Below are 22,106 nucleotides of genomic sequence, written 5' to 3'. Positions count from 1 at the left end.
TTCGTTCATACTTTAATTTTCACTAGCCTTTTGATTTTTGTACCTTTGCATCATGGCAAGAGAAATTTTTGAAACTAAGCGAAAAGCCTTGAAAATAAATCTAAACCCAGAGATTTATGGTACTTTCGCAGAGATCGGTGCTGGACAGGAAGTCGCACGCAACTTTTTCAACGCAGGCGCCGCTTCAGGCACAATTGCTAAGACAATGTCAGCTTACGATATGGCATTTAGTGACGCAATTTATGGTGAGGAAGCGGATGGCCGATATGTCAGCAGAACGCGTGTAAAAAAAATGCTCTCCCATGAGTTCAATCTTCTTACACAAAGGCTTCATGGCGATAAATACTGTAACAAAAAGTTCTTTGCCTTTGCAGATACCGTAACAACACTCAATTTCACGAAGACAAATGAACCTCACGGTTGGATCGGACTTCGCTTCCAACATGAAGTTGGAGGTCCTACGAATGATATCATTGTCCATGTCAGACTGCTAGACAGCGACAACCAATTGCAACAAAAAGTTTTAGGCATTATTGGTGTCAATCTATTATTTGCTGCTTATTATTACGCAGAGAATGTGCAGACGATGATTGAATCATTAGTTGACAATCTTTCTGTTGGATCTGTAGAAATTGACCTGGTTAAACTCAACGGCCCACTCTTTGAAAATGTCAACCAACGTCTCATCAATTTATATCTGATTGCAAAAGGGTTTGCCAAAGCTGCAATATTTCAACCAGATGGCAAAGCAGTACAAATCAAAGATTACCTGTACAAAAAGAACATTATTTTACTCCGTACCAAATACCGTCAAAAATCACTTCCAAACTTTGATCTATTCAATCTTGCCGTTGAACAGTTCAAAAAAAATACCGGCGCAACAGACACCGATACTATTGTATTAATTGAGGTACTGATGGGAAATGTTTTGGAAGATACACATGAAATTACAGATGAAGATCTGCAAGAATTTGCATCTAGGGCGGATGAATTATGTGCTACAGGAAACAATATTATCGTCAGCAACTTTAGAAGAAACAATCACTTGGCAGAGTTTATAAGTAACTTTAAACCCAAAAATATCGGTATTGCAACAAACGTTTACAATTTAAAGAATATTTTCAATTCCGATAATTATAATAAAGAACTATACACCAATGAACTTCTTTCCTATATTTCAGGAATGTTCAATAAAAATGTGAAACTCTACGCCTATCCTTACCTCCTTAAAAAAGAAAATAAGATTATTACCACGCATAATATGCCAGTTTCTGAAGAAGCGAAACCGCTTTTTGAATTTTTAATTAAAAATGGATACATCATTGATATTGAAAATTACGATGAGAAATTTGTAAAAACCGTATAATAAGTGTTCTGCTAATTACAAGTTATAAAATAGCCCAATTGAATAAATTGGGCTATTTTATTTTGAACCTTCATGACGCTAATAAATGTATCATTGGAGGACAACAACGGACAAAGTAGATAATAGCAACATCATTCGGTCCGATTTTATACAAATGGCTGCTCTCTGAGCTAAAAGTCAGAAAAATGCATAGGCACAGCCTATAAGAATTTTTTATAGATGGAATAAAGGATTTTAAGATCATTATCACCCAAAAACGCCGTATTTACATCCTGCTGGACATAGTGAATCTTAAATGCTTTAATTGCTGCATCGACATTGCTCACATCGTATCCGATGATACGTAATGCCATTTTTGGATTAAAGTCTGCTGGTGGCGTCTCTAAATAGTCTTCATACCAAAAACCGAAGCCTTGATCGGCCAACTTTTTCCATGGGAAACGCGATGGATCGTTTTTCCGAGTTGGTGCTAGATCCATATGTCCTATGAAATTGGCCTGCGGAATTCTGTAGGTTGTCTTTAAATAAGTCAACAACTGCGTCAAGGCATTTATCTGTGCGTCAGTCCAAGGATCAGTGGTCCCATTATTGTCCAGCTCAATGCCAATAGAAGAAGAATTAAGATCTGTATCGTTGCCCCATTTTCCTAATCCAGCATGATGCGCACGAAAGAGATCATTGACCATCTGCACTACTTTTCCATCTCTACCGACCACATAATGGGAACTTACGCCTGCTTTCGCGGAATGAAATGTGCGGACGGTCTGCCCTAATGAATCCTGAGCTGTATGATGAATAACGACAAAATTGGGTTTACGGATACCAAAATTAATCGATGCAATCCATTGTTGATCTTTGACATTCACCTTCTCCAATTGACCGGTTACAGGCGATTGTTTGTACAGCTTTGAAAACTCCTTTGCCTGCTTCTTATATACCTTTTCAGTCTTCGCGTATTTTCCTCCTGCACAGGAAGCCAAGAATACTGCCGTGACACAAAAATTTAGGGATAACTTTAGTATGTTCATATTGAAATGTTTCAGCACAAACTAAGACAAATTTGCGAACAAAACCAAATTTATTCCCCTTATCCAGTTGCACTGCAGACGCACAACATCTTATTTTATTCTCCTTCTCCTTCTCCTTCTCCTTCTTCTCCTCCTGAGGAACAAAAATGGTTGCTTGTTGTAAAAAGTTAAGGCTGTTATTTGAGCTTACATATCAAATGACATAAAAAAAGGCAGTCCAACAAAATTTTGGACTGCCCTTTTTCTATAGTATCCGAAATTATGCTTCGGCGTACTCTTCAATGGAGGGACACGAACAGATCAATGTACGGTCACCTTGAGAATCGTTTACACGTCCCACTGAAGGCCAGAATTTACGTTCTCTTACATACTCCAACGGATATGCAGCTGTTTGACGACTGTAAGGTCTATCCCACTCATCTGCCGTTACAACCGAAGCGGTATGTGGTGCATGTTTCAGTACATTATTCGCTCGGTCTACCGCCCCGGTTTCAACCGCAGCGATCTCTTCACGAATAGCAACTAAGGCGTCACAGAAACGATCCAATTCAGCTTTAGACTCTGACTCGGTAGGTTCAACCATCAATGTTCCAGCAACAGGGAAAGAAACGGTCGGTGCGTGGAAACCATAGTCCATCAAACGTTTTGCAATATCTGCAACCTCAATACCAAAGTTTTTAAACCCACGACAATCTAAGATCATTTCGTGTGCGCAACGTCCATTTTTACCCGAATAAAGTACTGGATAGGCGTTTTCCAAACGTGCTTTGATATAGTTTGCGTTTAATATCGCGGTTCTAGTTGCATTTGTGAGACCTTCGCCACCCATCATGGAGATGTAAGCATGCGAAATAAGTAAGATCGAAGCCGAACCAAATGGGGCTGCCGAAACAGCAGAGATACCTTCTTCACCGGAAGTGGAAACCACTTCGTGGTTAGGCAAGAAAGGAACCAGATGTTTTGCAACACCAATAGGTCCCATACCTGGGCCGCCACCTCCGTGAGGAATACAGAATGTTTTATGGAGGTTTAAGTGACAAACATCGGCCCCAATATGACCTGGGCTTGTCAATCCAACCTGTGCATTCATGTTGGCTCCATCCATATAAACCTGGCCACCATTGGCATGCACAATTTCACAGACTTCAATAATAGACTCTTCAAATACACCGTGTGTAGATGGGTAAGTTACCATCAGTGAATTCAAGTTTGCAGCGTGCTCAGTCGCCTTCGCTCTTAAATCTGATATATCAATATTTCCAAATTCATCACATTTTACGACAACCACTTTCAAGCCTGCCATAGAAGCAGACGCAGGGTTCGTTCCGTGCGCTGAAGCAGGGATCAAACAGATATTACGTCCGTGATCACCGCGGCTCTCATGGTAAGCGCGAATAACCATCAAACCTGCATACTCCCCTTGCGCTCCTGAGTTTGGTTGGAAACTCATCTTCGCAAAACCTGTAATCTCAGCTAACCAATCATTCAATTCGCCAATCATTTGCATATATCCAGAAGTTTGATCTGCTGGAGCAAATGGGTGCAAACCACCGAATCTAGCCCAAGTAACGGGTACCATTTCCGCTGTAGCATTTAATTTCATGGTACATGAACCCAATGGAATCATCGAATGACAAAGTGATAAATCTTTTGCTTCCAACGATTTGATGTACCGTAACATCTCGTGTTCAGAGTGATAGCTATTAAAGTTTGGATGGGTTAAGTAGGCGGAAGTACGTACTAGATCGGCAGGGATTGAAGAACCTAAGTTTTCTTCCAATGTATCGAAATCGACATCATTCAATGTTTTACCTTGAATTTTAGCAAATACTTTGACGATCGTTTTAATATCTTCATAAGTCGTTGTTTCGTCGATAGCAATTGAAACTTCTGGACCATTATAATAAAAGTTCAATTCATTGTTTAACGCTTCTGACTTCAGTGCACCTGCATGAGCACCTAACTCTACCCGTAATGTATCAAAATAAGCCGTATTCATTTGGCTATAGCCCAATGATTGTAACGCTTGATCCAACAGATTGGCCAACGCATTGATGCGTGATGCTATATTTTTAATTCCTTGAGGCCCATGATACACGGCATAAAAAGAAGCCATAATCGCCAAAAGGGCTTGTGCAGTACAAATATTTGACGATGCTTTATCGCGGCGAATGTGCTGTTCACGCGTCTGTAAAGCCATACGCAACGCATATTTGCCATTCGAATCGGAAGTAACACCGATAATACGACCAGGGATATTACGTTTAAAGCTGTCGCGTGTCGCAAAATAGGCTGCGTGAGGTCCACCAAAGCCCATCGGCACACCAAAGCGCTGCGAATTACCAACAACAACATCTGCTCCCCATTCTCCCGGAGGCGTCAATAAGGCTAAACTCATCAGATCTGCCGCCGCACACACGGTAATGTCTTTACTGTGAGCTGATGCTGTAAACGACTTATAATCAACAATGGAACCGTCAGCTGCAGGATATTGAACAAATACTGCAAATACGTCATTTGTCAATTCTGATTCAGCAATAGCCGCAATTTTCAGCTCGATACCAAAAGACAACGCACGGGTCTTCAATACATCGACCGTCTGCGTGTAGGCATTATCAGAAACCAAAAACACATTTGCATCTTTATTTTTCCGGGCTGAATACAGCATAAACATAGCTTCAGCTGCAGCTGTTGCTTCATCTAATAAAGATGCGTTTGCTATTTCTAAACCAGTGAAATCACAAATTACAGTCTGGAAATTCAACAATGCTTGCAACCTACCTTGTGCAATCTCCGCCTGATAAGGAGTATACTGCGTATACCATCCCGGGTTTTCAAATACATTTCGTTGAATTACGCCCGGAAGGATTACATCGTAATAACCTTGACCAATAAAAGATTTAAAAACTTTATTTTTCTCAGCGATTTCCGCAATACGCTTTAAATAGGCGACCTCAGACAATGCTTTAGGAAGATTTAAAGGTTTTGGAGCACGAATTTGAGAAGGGACCGTTTGGTCAATAAGTTGGTCAATTGACGAAACGCCTAATTTGGCCAACATTTCATTCGCTTCAACTGGACTTGGGCCATTGTGGCGATTTTCGAATTTTTCTTGGAAGTGTATATTGCTCATGTGTGCAAAAAGTTAACGCTTATAGATGATAGTTAGCGACATAATAATTAGGCAATTAACTCTCTTATAAACAGTCGTTTTTTGGATGAGCAAAGATAGCAAAATAAATGACTGAAAACGAAGCAAAAAAGTGGATAAAAAGTCAGTTTTACTCGACTATTAAAATGCAATCGATTGTGTTTAATACGTTATTTTTAGAATAAACACAACCATACCGATTGATCATTATAAATATAACAAACAACCGACCGATCACTTGCTACAATTTTAAAAAAAGTGCTATTATCTGCTGCAATCTCCATGAATTTTTTCCTCTACATTCCTATTCTTTTTTGCAATGCCAATGAATTTTCAATACATTAGTATATGTACCAATTGTAAAGTGGCTTGGAAATAACGATAGGTAATTTTTGCCAAGAAATCTTGATCCCAACGACGTATTGCGTTCTCAAGAAATCTGAACAAAGAAACCATTATCCAGCGAGGGAAGCCCCTCTTTTGACAAATGATAAATAATCAAAAAAAATGAATATCATTTCTATTTAACAATTATAAACAGCGAAGTAACGATTATAAATCATGAGAAAACAGGTAACAGACAGCGTCCTTTTGGTAAGGCCCTCTGTCTTCCGCAAAAATGAACAGACTGCAGTCAACAATTTCTTCCAAAGGGATATTGAAAATCTCAGCATCGAAGAGGTCAATAAAGAAGCCCAAGGAGAGTTTGATGCGCTAGTAAATGAGTTGAAGTCACACGGCATATTAGTGACAGTCATTCAGGACGACGAAAAATCAGAAAGTCCCGACAGTATCTTTCCCAACAATATTGTATCCTTTCATCAGGATGGAAAAATAATCTTCTATCCCATGTTCGCTCCAAATCGCCGAAAAGAACATTTATTGGATTTCGAAGGTCCATTGAAACAGAACGGTTATTATGTAAAACTGACCAAAGATTTGAGCGATGCCGAAAACAATAAACAATATTTGGAAGGGACCGGCGCACTTGTCCTCGACCGAGCCAACCGTGTAGCCTACTGCGCTTTGTCAGAAAGGGCAGATCGCGATATGCTCGATGAATATTGCCGGACCGAAAACTATACACCGGTTGTATTCCATGCTTTTCAAACGGTCAATGGACAACGCAGACCGATCTATCACACCAATGTAGTGCTCGCGGTAGGTGAAGATTTTGCCATCTTATGTCCACAGGCAATTGACGATCCGTCTGAACTAAATACCCTCTTGAAGAGTTTAAAAGACACAGGCAAGGAGATTATCGAGATTAATGAAAACCAGCTTGAATCTTTTGCGGCAAACTGCCTCCAGGTGAGAAATAAATATGGGAATCGCTTTATTGTCCTGAGCAATCAGGCATTATCCTCACTGACGTTGTACCAAACCGCGCAGTTAGAAAAGCATGGTAAAATTATTCACCAGGATCTCCATGTGATCGAAACATGTGGTGGCGGAAGTGTACGCCACATGATGGCCGAAGTTTTTCTTCCAAAAGAAAAAGTCCTGAGCTAGCCCTCGAGCATAATGATGCTCCAAGGCAAATCGTTTTAAATAATCCCTTGTTGCCTGATCAGGATGATTTAATAAACAAATAAAACGCCCCTTAGGAGCAAGCAGAGGCCCCTAGGTGCGTTTTATTTTTAAAACATAGTGTTCCTATTTTTCATTCTTTTAGAACGAATACCTTAATCCCAATTGGAATTGATACGGGTTACCCGAAGGTGATACGATACCAGAGTTGTTTACATTATAATTAAACTGTTGCTTCGTAACGTCAAAAGGAATCAATTTCTCTCCAGCGGCGTCCTTTCCACCCAAAGCATATAAATTTTGATTACCCAAAGACTCATTGACGCCCCAAGTCTTTTTGAATAAATTGGCAACGTTGAAAAGATCGCCCGATATCTCCAATGCGTGGTTTTTATATAAACTGAATTTTTTCGCAATTCTCAGGTCAATTAAACCGTAAAAACCATTTACGCCACCATTACGTTCGGCTATTTTTCCTTCATATTTTTTGATATAATCTTTAAGGCTTTGACTCGCTTCTGGATTATTCAACAAATTATTCAGCCCTGTAATCAACTGTTTTGACGTATTGGGACTGTTGGGATCAAAGATAAAGGCCAGATCATTGTCTCCCGCCACAAAGTCTCCATTGATATTTCCTCCGGCCAATAAACTATATCGTGTACCACCAATACCTGAGTAACGTACCCCCACACTAACGCCATAGAATGTTGGCAAGGTACCATAGATTACAATCTTGTTGCGGAACTGATTATTCGAATAACTCATCTTGCTCAGATCGCGCGGATCGTCTTTCACAGCCAACGATAAGGTCGCTGTATTCGCCACGTTTCCGTTGAAAGAAGTATTATCTTTGGCATCATTCCAGGTATAGCTCACGGATATAGATCCATCTTTGAAATATTGATAACTTGCATCCAATACAACCGCAAACTGATTTACTTTTCCTTCAGAGTTTAATTCCAGTACACGTCCGAATTTATTGGAAATCCGTCCTTTTTTCCAATCCGGTGCTCCGTCAACAATCGATGCTGCGGGAACAAACACACCACGATTATCTTCATTCGTCAATCTGAAAAACGGATCCTGAACCATGTTACGATCTACATACATGTAGTTGTTACGCCCTAAATTCATATACCCTGAAAGACTCGCTTTCAACTTTTCAGTAAAGAAATGTGTATAAGATACATTGGCCTTGTATACTACTGGAATTTTAGCATCAGGTCCATAGGTATTGATCGTAGGCACTTGAAATTGTGCTAAGGTTGGTGTTGTTGACGGATCTTTTCTGTACCCCACAAAATCAGGTGTGGGCACATCACTGCCACGAACATCCACCGTCGCAAAATGCTTCCCATCGAAAGTCAAATTGTTGATGGTCATATAATTGTTAATATCAGACGCGAAGACTCCTGCTCCTACCCGGAAAAAGTCCTTTCGCTCTTCATTCACATCCCAAGTCATTTGGAAACGAGGCTGTACCACAAAGGATTTTAACTTATGATCTGTACGAACACCCACTTCTTTCAGCAATTCTTCGTTTAGTGGAGAAGTCGGATAATGTCCGTAATCCAATCTTAGGCCAGCAACTAGATCCAATCCCTTCGCCAACTTCGTTTGTAATTGCCCATATACACCGGCATTAAATATCTTACCGGCCACAGCTGGGTCACTTACCAAAGGAACCTCACGATAGTAAGCATATGGCTTCATGTCGTCAAAGTTTTGCATGGCCGTCTTTCCATCACTCGGTCTAAAGTGAAAGCGACCATTAACCTCACTTCCATAAATGGAGTTTGCATGGGTATACATCAAATCGACACCGAAGGTATAATTGATATTGTCGGTACTATAATAAATATTATCGACGAGCTGAAATACATTGTTTTTAAATGATTCCTGCGCAAAACGATGTCCACCCAATTGCAGTGTGGTCTTTTTATCTTCTCCAGCTACCTTGGAGACTGCATCTTCTACAATTGCACGGGGAATATTTTGACTTGGTAAAAGATCTCCCGGGCTACTTTTTTGATAGGTATAGAGATGCTGTACTTTCAATTCATTAGTTACCTTAGGGGAAATGGTCGTACGCAAAGTTGCCAATAGACTATTATCAATGTTTTTGTCATTCCCATAAGACTCATACAAGGTTATTGGTTTATTATCCTGCAAGCCCAACTTATTGTTGTCACTTGTGAAGTTATTTCGGACCGTCAATAGGTTATCTTCATTGATCTGCCAGTCAATTCGTCCAAAAATCGCATCAGACCCTCGCTTCTTATCAAATGCGCCGTATTGACGCTCATTCCCCAATCCGTATTTTTTACGTCCAATAGAGACAAACTCATCCAAGGTCGAGTTTGTCACATTAAATCTCTTCTCATCGGCTTCAGAATTGATATCGGCAATAATCAAGGGGCGGGCATCGCGCTGATGATCCCAAGCTACAAAATAATGCAATTTGTCTTTAATGATCGGACCGCCTAATGTAAACCCATATTGATACGTTGAAAAATCATTACTCCGTTTATTCCCTCTAATATCGTATGGACTGGATAACCAATCCGCCCTCGAATAAAGCCATGCACTTCCGTGCGTTTGATTTGTCCCCTGTTTAGTCACCGCACTCACTGTTCCCCCTCCAGCTCTTCCATAAGTCACGTCATACTGATTAGTAACCACTTTAAATTCACGAACGGCTTCTATTGAAATGGAGAAAGGAGCGCCACTACGGCTGGTTGTCGAACCTGCAGAAGTCGGATTTTTGGCATTCATACCATCAATGGTAAAATTGGTAGATGACCCCAGCTGGCCTCCTATATTATCTCCTTTGCTTAAAGGAGATAGATCCATCAACGAAGTAAAATTGCGACCGTTGACAGGCAATTTCGCTATATCTTTTGCTGTAACCGCGGTAGCAGCACCTAGGTTCTCGATTTTATTCTTTAGCGTACTTATTCCTGTTAATTCAACCGTTTCTAATACATTTGAGGTATTTTGGATAGGAATGATCAGACGGACAATATCGCCTTGATTTAAATTAAATCCCGAACGAACCTGTTCCCCATATCCTATATAAGTGACTTTAATTGTATATGGACCACCTAAAGGTAATTCCTTAAAGTTGAAATCGCCATTTGCATTCGTGGATGTCTTCGTTGTAAAAGCCTGTTGATTCATTACGCACTTCAATTGAAGCACCATGAACCCCTTTGTTGCGCTCGTCTGTGATCTTTCCGGAAAACCCTGCTTGCGTCGTTTGGGCATAAAGACCGGTCCCAAGCGCAACAGCACAAGTTGTAAGTAGAAATTCTTTCATTTAGTTGTTGATTTTTATAATGAAAGCAAAACTAAACTGAAACTATTAACAGAAACTAAACGAAATATTATGAAATTATAAACAAAACATTTTAAAGGATGTAAACCTAAAATGCAATCAATTTTTCAACAAATAAAGCGCTATCGGAACGTGCAGTAAAACCTTCCTTATCACGCAAATACCACAGAAATTAAATGGAAGGTTATTTGTCACCAATAACATAAAAACACGTCAGAAAAAAGTCAGCTGAAGCTGACTTCCTAATACAAAATCGTAAACTTAAAATCCAAAGGATTAAAATATTTGTAAAGATCCTTAAAGAGGTTATCGCCATGTTTAATGTAAAGTAAAGCGAAATTCTCAGATCTTTCCTGCAGCCCTCCGCCCGGAAAGAGTTTTTCCTTAACATGATCGATGTCGGTTAAAGCATGTTGGTGATTTCGCTTCTCGGCTTTCAACAGTTTTTTTTCTAAATTATTGATCGCTTTTTTTAACCGTGCTTTTACCGCCTCTGTACTTGGTCCTAAACTTGGATCAATTTTATGGGTTCGCAACTTTATCTTACCAAAAATGGCATTCAGCTCCATCCATTCGTCATTGAGATTCAGACGTTCTTTGGTATGGCGCCGTACATATTCCTTCTTCAGCACTTCTGCTGAACGAAAGATACTCTTAAACGTAAGATCAACGCGAAATAATTTAGCCGCTATTTTATCGTCTGTTATCATCGCGGAATTGCGTGGTATCAAAATTGGAAAATCGACCTGATATTGGTCAAAGTTAGACTTTAATTGCATCCAATAGACCATTTCGGCCCCACCGCCAATGTAAGCAAGATTAGGAAGTATAATTTCTTGATACATCGGGCGCATAACCACATTGGGACTGAAACGCTCGGGATAACGCTCGATTTCCTGCTCCAGCTCCGCCTTTGTAAAATAAATATGCTGATGCAATACTTCGTATCGACCGTCAGCAGTTAGCACTAGGCGTTCTCTAAATTCATCCGTTAAATAAAAGAAATTAATTTCACGTGCATGTACTTGAGTAGAAAAACCTTGTGACTCCAACTCCTCCGATCGAGAAGTTATTGCCTTAAAGCTATTTTCAGAGAAGATATCTTCCTTAATAATCGGCTTAAACAGTTCCTTCAACTCCCGATCATCCGCATCAATAATCAAAAGACCGTATGACTTAAACAGCTCATTGACCATATACCGGGTTGCATCTGCTAAACGATTGTGGTTTAGGTAGGCTTCTTCCACAATGCGTGTAAGCCGAGTAGAGTTTTCTGAAAGCCCTAAAATATTTGTATACTGCTTCACGGCGTCAACAATCGTCGTTGTATCCATTCTTCCGGTAGCAGAAACAGCCGGGGTATCCCAACTGATTTTCTTCCCAAAGACTTTGGTATGATTGATTTCTTCAAAATCATGATCTTCAGTCGCCATCCAATAGACTGGAATAAAATTTTTATCGGGATGTTTCTCCTTCAAATCTTCTGACAAACGTATCGCTGTCATGATTTTAAAAATGAAATACAAGGGTCCAGTAAAAATATTGAGCTGATGCCCCGTAGTGATCGTATAGGAATTCTGGTCGAGCAACAGTTCTATATTGGCAGCCACATTTGGAGAATTCTCTAATAGCTCGCCATATTGCTTTTGAAGGCGTTCAACGAGAATCTTCCTGTATTCAAATGGCCTCTTTTCTTCCAATTGCTTTTCAAAACCAGCCCAGGTAGGCCAATTTCCAATAAAAGGTTTTAAGGCTTCATCATGTGCTAAATAAGCCAATAAAGTCTTGGAGAAACTATTTGTTTCACTATATTCAATATAAGTTGCCTTCATCTGCAAATTGTGTTAATCTTTTGTTATTGTCAATCGATAAAGAAAATCCCGTAAAGTAACCTGAAATAGCAGGTTCTCTTTATCGTCCCAATAGTGCCAACAGGCTGGCATGACGCTGATTTTAAACAGCTATATAGCGTTTTAAATCGGGATTGCATGCGTACAAATGTATCGAGTTTGCCCCGACAAAATACTGAATTTTCACAAAAAGCTGGTGCTGCTTTTAAATTATATCATTTTACTGACAATTGCCGAGGAAAATAAATGGGTCTCCCTTATTCAAAGGAGACCCATTTGTTTTAATATCAAATATAAGCTAATAAAACTATTTCCTTACAATCTGCCCATATAGATCGAAATCTTCGGCACGGTCAATTTTTACCTGAACAAAATCACCAATACGTGCATAAGAATCTGCAGCAGGAATCAAGACCTCATTGTCAACCTCTGGGGAGTCGTATTCTGTGCGGCCAATAAAGTAATCACCATCTATACGATCAACCAGCACTTTATAGGTATGACCAACCTTAGACTGATTGATATCATACGAAATCCCTTGCTGCACCTCCATAATCGCTTCGACACGCTCCTCTTTTACTTCCTGAGGTACATTATCCTCCAAAGTATGTGCGTGTGTTTTTTCTTCGTGAGAATAAGTAAAACAACCTAACCTGTCAAAACGAGTCTCTTCAACCCAGTCTAACATCTCCTGAAAGTCCTGTTCAGTTTCACCTGGATAACCACAAATTAATGTAGTACGCAAGGCGATATCCGGAACTTTGTCACGTATTGCATGGACAAGGTCAATCTGCTTCTGTTTCGTTGTACCTCTGCGCATCGACTTCAACATCGGATCAGATATATGTTGCAGTGGCATATCTAAGTAATTACAGATATTTGAACGTTCATTCATGGCGTCCAAAATATCCATTGGAAACCCCGAAGGATAGGCATACTGCAGTCGGATCCATTCGATACCATCGACATCAGATAAATGGCGCATGAGATCAGAAAGATTACGCTTTCCATAGATGTCGAGGCCATAATAAGTTAGATCCTGCGCTATTAAAATCAATTCTTTGGTACCGTTCGAAGCAAGGAATTTAGCTTCTTTCACAAGATCTTCAATGGATTTGGAAACATGCTTACCACGCATCAAAGGAATTGCGCAGAAAGAACATGGGCGGTTACACCCCTCGGCAATTTTAAAATAAGAAAAATGAGAAGGTGTTGTCAATAGTCGCTCACCGAGCAATTCGTGCCGATAATCGGCACCAATGGACGTCAATAGATCCGGCAAATCGTTCGTACCGAAAAAAGCATCAACATTGGGGATTTCAGACTGCAACTCTGGTTTATACCGTTCTGAAAGACAACCAGTAACGATCACTTTATTGATTTTTCCCTGTTCTTTTAGATCTGAATATTGCAAGATGGCATCAATTGATTCCTGTTTCGCATTATCAATAAAACCGCAGGTATTGATCACGACAATATCATTCGCCTGTATATTGGATGCTTCATGAACAACTTCCATCTGATTGCCTTTCAACTGGCCCATCAGAACTTCACTATCGTGAATATTTTTCGAACAGCCCAAAGTCACCACGTTGACACGTGGTTTATTGATCAAAGGCGCTGGTTTCGCGTATTTTGTCTTCATATGATTAGAAGGCAGACTCTATTTAAAAAGGGAGTCTACAAATTCCTTTTTGTTAAACAACTGAAGATCACCAATTTTCTCTCCTACACCAATATATTTCACGGGGATCTTAAATTGATCGGATATACCGATAACTACACCACCCTTAGCTGTTCCATCGAGCTTCGTTAATGCTAAGGCATTCACATCTGTTGCCTGCGTAAATTGTGTACACTGCTCAATGGCATTTTGTCCTGTCGACGCATCCAAAACCAATAAGATTTCATGTGGAGCCCCCGGAACAACCTTTTGCATAACATTCTTGATCTTAGTCAGCTCATTCATTAAGCCAACCTTATTGTGCAACCGCCCTGCCGTATCTATGATACAGACATCTTCACCATTAGCGACAGCGGATTTTACGGTATCATAAGCCACTGAAGCGGGGTCTGAACCCATGGCTTGAGCGACAACACGAACGCCAACACGCTCGCCCCATAATTTAAGTTGATCAACGGCTGCAGCACGAAAGGTATCCGCAGCACCCAATACAACTTTGCTGCCAGCTTGCTTCAGCTGATGAGCCAGTTTGCCAATAGTTGTTGTTTTACCAACCCCATTAACACCCACAACCATAATAACATAGGGCTTATGCTCACCATAATTGAAATGTTCGAAATCAGCGCTATTATTTTCTGCCAGTAACGTTTGAATTTCCTCCTTCAAGAGATTATTTAGCTCTGAAGTGGAAACGTACTTATCTCGGGCAACACGGGCTTGTATGCGATCAATGATTTTTAAAGTCGTCTTAACCCCCACATCAGAAGTAACCAAAACTTCTTCCAGATTATCCAATACATCGTCATCCACAGTTGACTTACCAACTACAGCTTTTGTAATCTTGGATAGAAAGCCTTCTTTTGTTTTTTCCAAACCCTTATCTAAGGCCTGTTCTTCTTCTTGTGTTTGTGGTTTTTTCTTAAAAAAATCAAATAATCCCATGGAATGTGTAGTGAAAATTGATGTCCAAATATAAACAAATGTCCTCAACAAAAAAAGCCCTTTCGGTAGGATACCAAAACGGCTATTTTTATCGAATTCTTTTTAAAGAAAAACTTTAAAAAAGGAAAATACTACTCGTTATTTTTGAGCTGCTGCAACGACGTCTTTCACTTTATCGTTGTGAACCATACCTTCTTTGAAAGTATACGCGCCAGTTTTTGCAGATTTAGTAGTAATAATAACCTTTGTAAATTCTTTACCGCCACCTTTTTGTAACGATGCAACTGCTTTCTTTGCCATGGTATATTAATATTTTACTTAACATCTCTTTCAAGTGCCAAGATATGTGACTTACTTAATTTCTTTATGAACAGTAACTTTTCTCAATACTGGGTTGAATTTTTTCAACTCTAAACGCTCAGTTGTGTTCTTTTTGTTTTTAGTAGTGATGTAACGAGACATTCCCGGAAGACCACTTTCTTTGTGTTCAGTACATTCTAAGATAACTTGTACTCTATTTCCTTTTTTAGCCATTGTTTTACTTTATTTTGAATCCTATTAGGATTGAAATTTCATGAATAATCTTAATGTAACAGGCGCGACAATCAATTAGATTGAGCCTTTAACGATAAATTTATTGATCGCTGCTGTAATCCCGTTCTTGTTGATAGTCTTGATAGCAGAAGTAGATACTTTCAACGTAATCCAACGATCTTCTTCTGGAATGTAAAAACGTTTAGTTTGTAAATTTGGATAGAATTTACGTTTAGTTTTAACGTTTGAGTGAGAAACGTTATTCCCTGTTAACGCCGCTTTGCCTGTTAAATCACAAATTCTTGACATGATATTATTTTTTTGTTGTCTTTATTACAATATGTTAATACTTTGCACTCTCTGCAAAGAGTTTGCAAATATCTATATTTTTTTTTAGATAAGCAACAAGATGATTGGAATTATTTTTAAAAATAGTTCTACATAGGACGGGTATCGACAAAAATAAAGGATTTTATTGTATTATATTTGCTCTGTAAAGAAAAATAGTTTTCAACAATTCACATTTATGAACAAATATCTTCGCAAGGGTATAAGAGAAATAATCATCGGTGTCGTACTGGTGATAGGGGGATATTATCTCATGGAACAACGCTCCAACTGGTATAAGGTCGCTATGCTGATTGGAGTCATTGTATTTAGTGTCGGCTTCCTGACTTTAATCTATCGCATGATTCGTAAGGTAGACCGCGATGCCCTTATTGAGATGCGCGGGGAAGGACATAAAAAAGATAAAGAAGGGAATGCTGAACAAAACTAGAGCTGTAGTTTTAAAAACAACAAACTATTCGGAAAGCAGCCTCGTTGCCCAGCTATATACCGAACATTTTGGCATGCAATCTTATCTTATTACCGGAGCAAGGAAGCCTAAAGCAAAAATCAAGGCCAATATTCTCCAACCTTTACATTTATTGGAAATAGTCGCCACACATAAAGATAATGGTTTGCTACAGCGGATCTCCGAAGCACGTCAAGCACCTGCACTGCAAGAAATACCTTACGATATCGTCAAAAGTTCGCTGGCCCTTTTTCTGAATGAAATACTTTATAAAATACTGAAGGAACAAGAACATGATAGCTACCTTTTTGAATTTATTCATCAATCTATACTTTGGCTGGATCAAAGTCATTCAAACCTGGCCAATTTTCATCTCGTCTTTTTAATAAAACTCACACGCTTCCTTGGGTTCTATCCGGCCAAATCTAAACAAGTACTCCCCTATTTCAATCTTCACGAAGCAACCTTTTCAGATAGTCTACCCGAACATCCGCTTGTTTTACAAGAACCACATACGTCAATTTTTAGAAATTTAATTGATTCCGAATATTCAAATTGCGATCGAATTAAGATGAGCAGCTCAGATAGACAATTTTTGTTGGAAAAAGTACTTGATTTCTATCGCTTGCACCGTACAAATTTTAAAGAAATAAAATCGCTCTACATTCTCGAAGAGATTTTTCGATAAGAGTGTACGATTTAACTGAATATTTAGCCTATAGGCTCCAGCTAGCTATCGACTTGTCTACAATAATTGATCTCTTGGATAAATTCTTGGTACATTTATTGTAACAAAGCTGAAATAACATGTAGTTTACTAACATAATTTTCACCAAAAAAAGTATTAATAATATGGAACTTAAAGAAGCCTTTTTAAAAGTTGTTCGAGACAACTATGCAAATTTTGAGGGTAGAGCCCGTCGAAAAGAATATTGGATGTTCGTTCTCGCTGTATTTGTTTTATTTTTTGCACTCGGTATCGTTGGCGGTATTTTGTCGGTTGTAAGCGATACTTTAGCGAGTTTGTTTTACGGTATCATGGGGCTAGCGTATTTAGCGTTATTGATTCCTGCGATAGCCGTTACTGTAAGAAGACTTCATGACACAAATAAATCGGGCTGGTTTATCCTGGTTTCCTTAATTCCATTTGTTGGAAGTCTATATTTACTTTACTTAGAAATTCTAGAGGGTGATAAAGGTCCGAATCAATATGGACCAGATCCTAAGGCTGTTGAAAATGCTTCAAACCATCCTTTTAATCAAAGCCAAGATCCATTTGGTTCTGCTCGTACGCAAGATCCATTTGGAAATTCACAAATTGGAAGTTCGCAGCCTTCAAATCCAACACCGCCGGCACCTGACAAAGATCCCTTCGCTTAGGTTCTAAAACCTTATAAAAAAAGCTTTCACAGGAATGTGGAAGCTTTTTTTATGCTGTGTTGTTAATGTCTATGCTTTTTCTTTTGTTGCCCGGGAGCAAATTCCCGTGCAGATCGTTCTCCATAGTATTTTTTTGCTTGCCCAGGAGGCATTTTTTTCGGTCCACGTCCATGACCGTGACTATGGTGTGTTGAATAACATGCCGACATCGAAATCATGATGACCGCAGAAAGAACTAATGCTAAAGTACCCTTCATTTTTAAATTGAAAATTTAAGTACTTTTATAAACAATTATCAGTCCAAACTCAATTATCAAAGCCTCAGTCTCATTTTTTTGCTACCAAAAACCCTAAACAATATCTGCTAAAAAATAAAAAAGCCTATGCTGTTCGCATAGGCCTTTTCACAATAAATATATCTTCAATCTAATTAGATAACTCTTACATTTACCGCATTAAGACCTTTACGGCCTTGTTCAACTTCGTAAGATACACTATCATTCTCACGAACTTTGTCTACTAATCCCGAAACGTGAACAAAAATTTCGCTCTCGCCGGAGTTAGGGATGATGAAACCGAAACCTTTGGTTTCATTAAAGAATTTTACTTTACCTTCTTGCATGGCACTATATTATTAATTTCCCTAAAGGTATAGAAATAAAATCAAAAATTTTAACCTTTTTATTTTTTTTACCCGTTAAACTTTTTCATCAACTTTGGCTCCAATCTTGTAGCAATGCGATAATAGCAATCGTATTATTAGAAAAAACTTTAAGACAAAAAATATGAAAAAAATAGTGTTAGGACTTGCCTTTTTAGGTTTTATGACTCAATTAAATGCGCAACAAATGGTTAATAAAGAGTTTGTATCCACGGTGGGACGTGCAGAAGAGGAAGTAACTCCCGACATCATCTATATTGATGTGACGCTAAAAGAGTTTTATGAAAACGGTAACACCAAGAAAAAAGCGGCAATAGACAAATTAGAAAAAGATCTGTTTGATTCGGCAACAAAAGCTGGTGTCAAAAAAGAAGATTTTACCATCCAAAACATCTGGAGCTACAATGTACCGGACAAAAAGAAAAAAGACACCGATATTCTGCTTTCTAGACAGTATCGTATTAAGGTAACCAACTTGAATAATTTGGATCAATTACTCGATGGCGTCGACAAAGCGGGTATCCAAAGTACTTATATCAGTGAGTACGATTACTCGAAGAAAAAAGAACTGGAAAAAAGCTTAAAAACCAAAGCAGTATTGGATGCCAAAGTCAATGCACAGATTTTAGCAGAAGCAGCAGGGCAAAAAATCGGAAAGGCTATTGTATTGTCTGAAACACCGCAGCAGATTATCTTTGGCGTTCAGCCAATGATGCGCAATGCGATGTATAAAGGTGCAATGGAGCAAGCTGCAGATAGTGCTGGCAGTGGCGGACTTGACTTAAATATCAGACCGATGAAAGTAACAAGTGAGATCAGCGCTTCGTTCGAATTATTGTAATCATGCATCGAGAGAAAACTCCAGCAGATAAATTAAAACAAATTGACCAAGATTTCGGTTGGATAGACCGAATATCTTGGTTAATGGATAATCAGTTTAAAATTGGAGGCTTTCGGTTTGGCCTAGATCCGCTGTTAAATCTTATTCCCCTAGGCGGTGCGATAGCAGGCTTTGGTACATCTTTAATCCTTGTACTTGCCATGTGGCGTAACGGCGCCAGCCCCAAGCTCGTTATACGGATGCTTTTAAACATCTCGCTGGATGCGATTCTTGGTAGCATTCCACTTCTCGGAAACTTGCTCGATTTTTTTAGCAAGGCCAACCAAAAGAACATCAAATTACTCAGACAACACTATTACGAAGGAAAACATACCGGATCGGGCATTGGAATCATCATCAGTATACTAATTGTTTTTTTGCTCCTCATCTCGGTTACATTATATCTTATTTGGACCTTTTTTTCTTGGGCTTTCTCACTTCTTAATGGTGGCTAGAAACTGCTATTCTTAACACATTTCGGCAAAAATGGATTCCTTTGTGGGGAAACAATTGCATATATCCAATATCTATTTAATAATTTTGATGTCGATAGTCATCTCGTATGCTGTCAAAAACTTAATCCCGATTTTAAAATGAGTAAAAAAAGAATATTTGCACTGATTCTAATCGCCGTCATGTTGACCGCTATTTTGACTAACCCAAGCAAAGAGGAACACGAAAAGATTGTACGGGCTAAAGCTGAGCAGCTGTTGAAAAGCCAGCTTCACGCAAAAGATCAGCAGTTCTTCGGATTGGGGATGCAGCTCTTTGGTAATGATATTGTCGATAAATTCATTCAAACCTCAGTCGTGGTAGACAACTACTATTTATTTTCCTTGACAAAAATCAAATGGCAAGGTACCGAACAGATCATCGGTGGAGGAGCTTTCAAACATATTTGGCTGAGTCCAAAAATTGATGAAAAAGCAGACGAAATTATTGCAGCGCTCAAAAAGATCTAATATGCCTTTAGAAATACTTTACGAAGACGAATCCATCGTTGCCATCAATAAACCGCATGGACTATTGGTACACCGGTCTTCTATCGCGCGCGATGCCTCAGAATTTGCGCTACAGCTACTTCGGGATCAGTTAGGGAAAACAGTTTATCCTGCACATCGTTTGGACAGGAAGACCGGGGGCATACTGCTATTTTCCCTTAATAAGGAGACTGACCAATATTTACAAAAAAGTTTTCAAGAGCGTAAGGTAGACAAAAAATACCTCGCCGTCCTGAGGGGCTTCGCGCCAGCAGAAGGACTGATTGATTATCCCTTGAAAAGAGACGATGGTACAACTCAGGAAGCACAGACATCTTTTCGTTTGCTTGCTCAAAGTGAGCTGTCCGTTCCTTTCGGAAAATTTCCGACATCGCGATATAGTCTCGTTGAGGCCAATCCCATTACGGGACGTATGCATCAGTTGCGTCGCCATTTTGCGCATATCTTCCATCCTATTATTGGCGATCGCCCGCATGGATGCAACAAACAAAACAAGTTTTGGAAAGATACGTACCAAATGGATACCATGCTCTTACATGCATCGGAGCTCACCTTTAAACACCCTTTATCGGGTGAAGACGTACATATCAAAGCGGCCTTGCAAGCTGATTTCGAACGCGTATTGGAAATACTAAACCTCAATGACAGATGCTAAAGCTAATTTTAGAAGCCTTTATCCGTATATCTAGCATTACCGCAGCTTCTGGGATTGTCTAGATGATCACCGACCGTCTATTCCCTTAAAGTCAACAATTAAATCGATTGTTCTAAAATAGATTCACAGTGAGGAATCACGTATATTTTATTAAATTTGCAGCTGACTAAAACTTAATTTTTATGTTAAAAAATACTGCCCTTTCGGAGACGCACATTGCTTTAGGAGCAAAAATGGTTCCCTTTGCAGGCTTCAACATGCCGGTACAATATACGGGCATTAATGATGAGCACGAAACAGTTCGTACAGGTGTAGGAGTTTTTGATGTAAGCCATATGGGTGAATTCATCCTAAAAGGTGAAAAAGCCCTGGACCTACTTCAAAAAATCTCTTCCAATGATGTGTCAAAATTATACGATGGCAAAGTTCAATATGCTTATATCCCAAATGAAACTGGCGGTGTAGTTGATGACTTCCTAACTTACCGTATAGACGATAAAACGTATTTTTTGGTTGTAAACGCATCGAATATTGAAAAAGATTGGAACTGGATATCAAAGTATAATACGGATGGTGTAGAGATGAAAAATATCTCAGATCAAACTTCCTTATTTGCTGTTCAAGGCCCTAAGGCTGCTGATGCACTTCAATCGCTTACGGATATCGAATTAGCTCCCATGGAATATTACACTTTTGCAAAAGGTACATTTGCGGGTGTAGAGAATGTTTTGGTCTCTGCAACAGGATATACTGGCGCTGGTGGTTTTGAAATCTATGTGGCCAATGAAGATGCTCAGAAAGTTTGGGACGCTATTTTTGAGGCGGGTAAGCCTTATGGAATCAAACCAATTGGTTTGGGTGCCCGCGATACCCTACGCTTAGAAATGGGCTTCTGTCTATATGGAAATGATATCGATGATAATACATCGCCCTTAGAAGGTGGCTTGGGGTGGGTAACGAAGTTTACAAAAGACTTTGTGAACGCTAAAGCACTCAAAGCGGAGAAAGAGGCTGGTTTGAAGAAAAAGCTTGTTGGTTTCGAAATGATTGATAGGGGTATTCCACGTCATGATTACGAAATTGTCGATGCCGAAGGAAATGTAATTGGACGTGTGACTTCGGGAACGCAATCACCAACATTAAAAAAATCAATTGGATTGGGTTATGTGGATACAGCTTTTTCAAAAGATGGTAGTGAAATCTTCATTCTGATCCGTAATCAAAAAATCAAAGCAAAAGTAACAAAACCACCATTTGTGAAGTAAAAAAAAGAAGCCTGCTTGACGCGAGGGCACTGAAAAAGTCCCC

General features: G+C 39.3%; 22 protein-coding genes. 10 read left to right on the top strand and 12 right to left on the bottom strand.

Annotated elements, in window-relative coordinates:
* Positions 1 to 52: 52 nt before the first annotated feature.
* Positions 53 to 1,366 carry a nicotinamide mononucleotide adenylyltransferase gene (locus tag B3E00_RS04745; RefSeq protein ID WP_209577041.1) on the top strand — a complete coding sequence of 438 codons (1,314 nt, stop codon included), beginning with the start codon at positions 53 to 55 and terminating at the stop codon, positions 1,364 to 1,366.
* 200 nt (positions 1,367 to 1,566) lie between these two features.
* On the opposite strand, the gene B3E00_RS04740 is transcribed toward B3E00_RS04745, so the two are convergent.
* Positions 1,567 to 2,394: an N-acetylmuramoyl-L-alanine amidase gene (locus B3E00_RS04740; RefSeq protein WP_209577040.1), complete on the bottom strand. Its 828-nt coding sequence runs from the start codon at positions 2,392 to 2,394 to the stop codon at positions 1,567 to 1,569.
* A gap of 259 nt (positions 2,395 to 2,653) precedes the next feature.
* Entirely contained in the window at positions 2,654 to 5,527 is a 2,874-nt protein-coding gene (gene gcvP, locus B3E00_RS04735; RefSeq protein ID WP_293937225.1) for an aminomethyl-transferring glycine dehydrogenase, read from the bottom strand.
* Positions 5,528 to 6,106: 579 nt separating this feature from the next.
* Here gcvP and ctlX point away from each other — a divergent pair.
* Positions 6,107 to 7,057, top strand: a complete 951-nt coding sequence (gene ctlX / locus B3E00_RS04730; RefSeq protein ID WP_293886943.1) for a citrulline utilization hydrolase CtlX — start codon at positions 6,107 to 6,109, stop codon at positions 7,055 to 7,057.
* 159 nt (positions 7,058 to 7,216) lie between these two features.
* On the opposite strand, the gene B3E00_RS04725 is transcribed toward ctlX, so the two are convergent.
* The 8 genes from B3E00_RS04725 to rpmB all read right to left on the bottom strand — a co-directional run bounded on the left by B3E00_RS04725 (position 7,217) and on the right by rpmB (position 15,734).
* The gene (locus tag B3E00_RS04725) at positions 7,217 to 10,258 is read right to left on the bottom strand and encodes a TonB-dependent receptor (protein WP_293937223.1); all 3,042 of its coding nucleotides are present in this window, start codon (positions 10,256 to 10,258) and stop codon (positions 7,217 to 7,219) included.
* The gene (locus tag B3E00_RS04720) at positions 10,197 to 10,397 is read right to left on the bottom strand and encodes a hypothetical protein (protein ID WP_293937221.1); all 201 of its coding nucleotides are present in this window, start codon (positions 10,395 to 10,397) and stop codon (positions 10,197 to 10,199) included. Before B3E00_RS04720 ends, B3E00_RS04725 begins: the two co-directional genes overlap by 62 nt.
* 260 nt (positions 10,398 to 10,657) lie before the next feature.
* The gene (bshC, locus tag B3E00_RS04715) at positions 10,658 to 12,247 is read right to left on the bottom strand and encodes a bacillithiol biosynthesis cysteine-adding enzyme BshC (RefSeq protein ID WP_293937218.1); all 1,590 of its coding nucleotides are present in this window, start codon (positions 12,245 to 12,247) and stop codon (positions 10,658 to 10,660) included.
* Positions 12,248 to 12,572: 325 nt separating this feature from the next.
* Positions 12,573 to 13,910: a 30S ribosomal protein S12 methylthiotransferase RimO gene (gene rimO / locus B3E00_RS04710; RefSeq protein ID WP_293886938.1), complete on the bottom strand. Its 1,338-nt coding sequence runs from the start codon at positions 13,908 to 13,910 to the stop codon at positions 12,573 to 12,575.
* A gap of 18 nt (positions 13,911 to 13,928) precedes the next feature.
* Positions 13,929 to 14,891, bottom strand: a complete 963-nt coding sequence (ftsY, locus tag B3E00_RS04705; RefSeq protein WP_293937215.1) for a signal recognition particle-docking protein FtsY — start codon at positions 14,889 to 14,891, stop codon at positions 13,929 to 13,931.
* Between the two features lie 138 nt (positions 14,892 to 15,029).
* On the bottom strand, positions 15,030 to 15,191 hold the full coding sequence (locus B3E00_RS04700) for a DUF4295 domain-containing protein (RefSeq protein WP_070562566.1): 162 nt from the start codon (positions 15,189 to 15,191) through the stop codon (positions 15,030 to 15,032).
* 51 nt (positions 15,192 to 15,242) lie between these two features.
* Positions 15,243 to 15,425: a 50S ribosomal protein L33 gene (gene rpmG, locus B3E00_RS04695; protein ID WP_002998409.1), complete on the bottom strand. Its 183-nt coding sequence runs from the start codon at positions 15,423 to 15,425 to the stop codon at positions 15,243 to 15,245.
* 75 nt (positions 15,426 to 15,500) lie between these two features.
* Entirely contained in the window at positions 15,501 to 15,734 is a 234-nt protein-coding gene (gene rpmB, locus B3E00_RS04690) for a 50S ribosomal protein L28 (protein ID WP_046672597.1), read from the bottom strand.
* Between the two features lie 217 nt (positions 15,735 to 15,951).
* Between rpmB and B3E00_RS04685 the strand changes: the two genes are divergently transcribed.
* From B3E00_RS04685 to B3E00_RS04675, 3 genes are all read left to right on the top strand, one after another.
* Positions 15,952 to 16,203 carry a signal peptidase gene (locus B3E00_RS04685; RefSeq protein WP_293886935.1) on the top strand — a complete coding sequence of 84 codons (252 nt, stop codon included), beginning with the start codon at positions 15,952 to 15,954 and terminating at the stop codon, positions 16,201 to 16,203.
* Positions 16,187 to 16,909, top strand: a complete 723-nt coding sequence (recO, locus tag B3E00_RS04680) for a DNA repair protein RecO (RefSeq protein ID WP_293937212.1) — start codon at positions 16,187 to 16,189, stop codon at positions 16,907 to 16,909. The genes B3E00_RS04685 and recO overlap by 17 nt, the downstream gene beginning before the upstream one ends.
* Positions 16,910 to 17,073: 164 nt before the next feature.
* A complete protein-coding gene (locus B3E00_RS04675; protein WP_293886933.1) occupies positions 17,074 to 17,601 on the top strand; it encodes a DUF805 domain-containing protein in 528 nt (175 codons plus the stop codon).
* Positions 17,602 to 17,663: 62 nt separating this feature from the next.
* Here B3E00_RS04675 and B3E00_RS04670 read toward each other — a convergent pair whose 3' ends face one another.
* Both B3E00_RS04670 and B3E00_RS04665 read right to left on the bottom strand, forming a co-directional pair.
* Entirely contained in the window at positions 17,664 to 17,858 is a 195-nt protein-coding gene (locus B3E00_RS04670) for a quinol oxidase subunit 4 (protein WP_293886931.1), read from the bottom strand.
* A 173-nt stretch (positions 17,859 to 18,031) separates the two neighbouring features.
* Positions 18,032 to 18,223 carry a cold-shock protein gene (locus B3E00_RS04665; protein ID WP_209577023.1) on the bottom strand — a complete coding sequence of 64 codons (192 nt, stop codon included), beginning with the start codon at positions 18,221 to 18,223 and terminating at the stop codon, positions 18,032 to 18,034.
* A 163-nt stretch (positions 18,224 to 18,386) separates the two neighbouring features.
* Between B3E00_RS04665 and B3E00_RS04660 the strand changes: the two genes are divergently transcribed.
* The 5 genes from B3E00_RS04660 to gcvT all read left to right on the top strand — a co-directional run bounded on the left by B3E00_RS04660 (position 18,387) and on the right by gcvT (position 22,063).
* On the top strand, positions 18,387 to 19,103 hold the full coding sequence (locus B3E00_RS04660) for an SIMPL domain-containing protein (RefSeq protein WP_209577021.1): 717 nt from the start codon (positions 18,387 to 18,389) through the stop codon (positions 19,101 to 19,103).
* A gap of 2 nt (positions 19,104 to 19,105) precedes the next feature.
* On the top strand, positions 19,106 to 19,597 hold the full coding sequence (locus B3E00_RS04655) for a DUF4112 domain-containing protein (RefSeq protein WP_293937210.1): 492 nt from the start codon (positions 19,106 to 19,108) through the stop codon (positions 19,595 to 19,597).
* 138 nt (positions 19,598 to 19,735) lie between these two features.
* Positions 19,736 to 20,104, top strand: a complete 369-nt coding sequence (locus B3E00_RS04650; RefSeq protein ID WP_293886929.1) for a DUF4359 domain-containing protein — start codon at positions 19,736 to 19,738, stop codon at positions 20,102 to 20,104.
* Between the two features lies 1 nt (position 20,105).
* Positions 20,106 to 20,798, top strand: coding sequence for a pseudouridine synthase (locus B3E00_RS04645; protein ID WP_293937207.1), 693 nt, complete (start codon positions 20,106 to 20,108; stop codon positions 20,796 to 20,798).
* A 182-nt stretch (positions 20,799 to 20,980) separates the two neighbouring features.
* Positions 20,981 to 22,063, top strand: a complete 1,083-nt coding sequence (gcvT, locus tag B3E00_RS04640; RefSeq protein ID WP_293880190.1) for a glycine cleavage system aminomethyltransferase GcvT — start codon at positions 20,981 to 20,983, stop codon at positions 22,061 to 22,063.
* Positions 22,064 to 22,106 lie beyond the last annotated feature (43 nt).

It is taken from the genome of Sphingobacterium sp. UBA5996 (assembly GCF_002429765.1).
In the GTDB taxonomy this organism is placed as follows: Bacteria; Bacteroidota; Bacteroidia; order Sphingobacteriales; family Sphingobacteriaceae; genus Sphingobacterium.
This window is presented reverse-complemented; position numbering and strand designations above follow the sequence as displayed.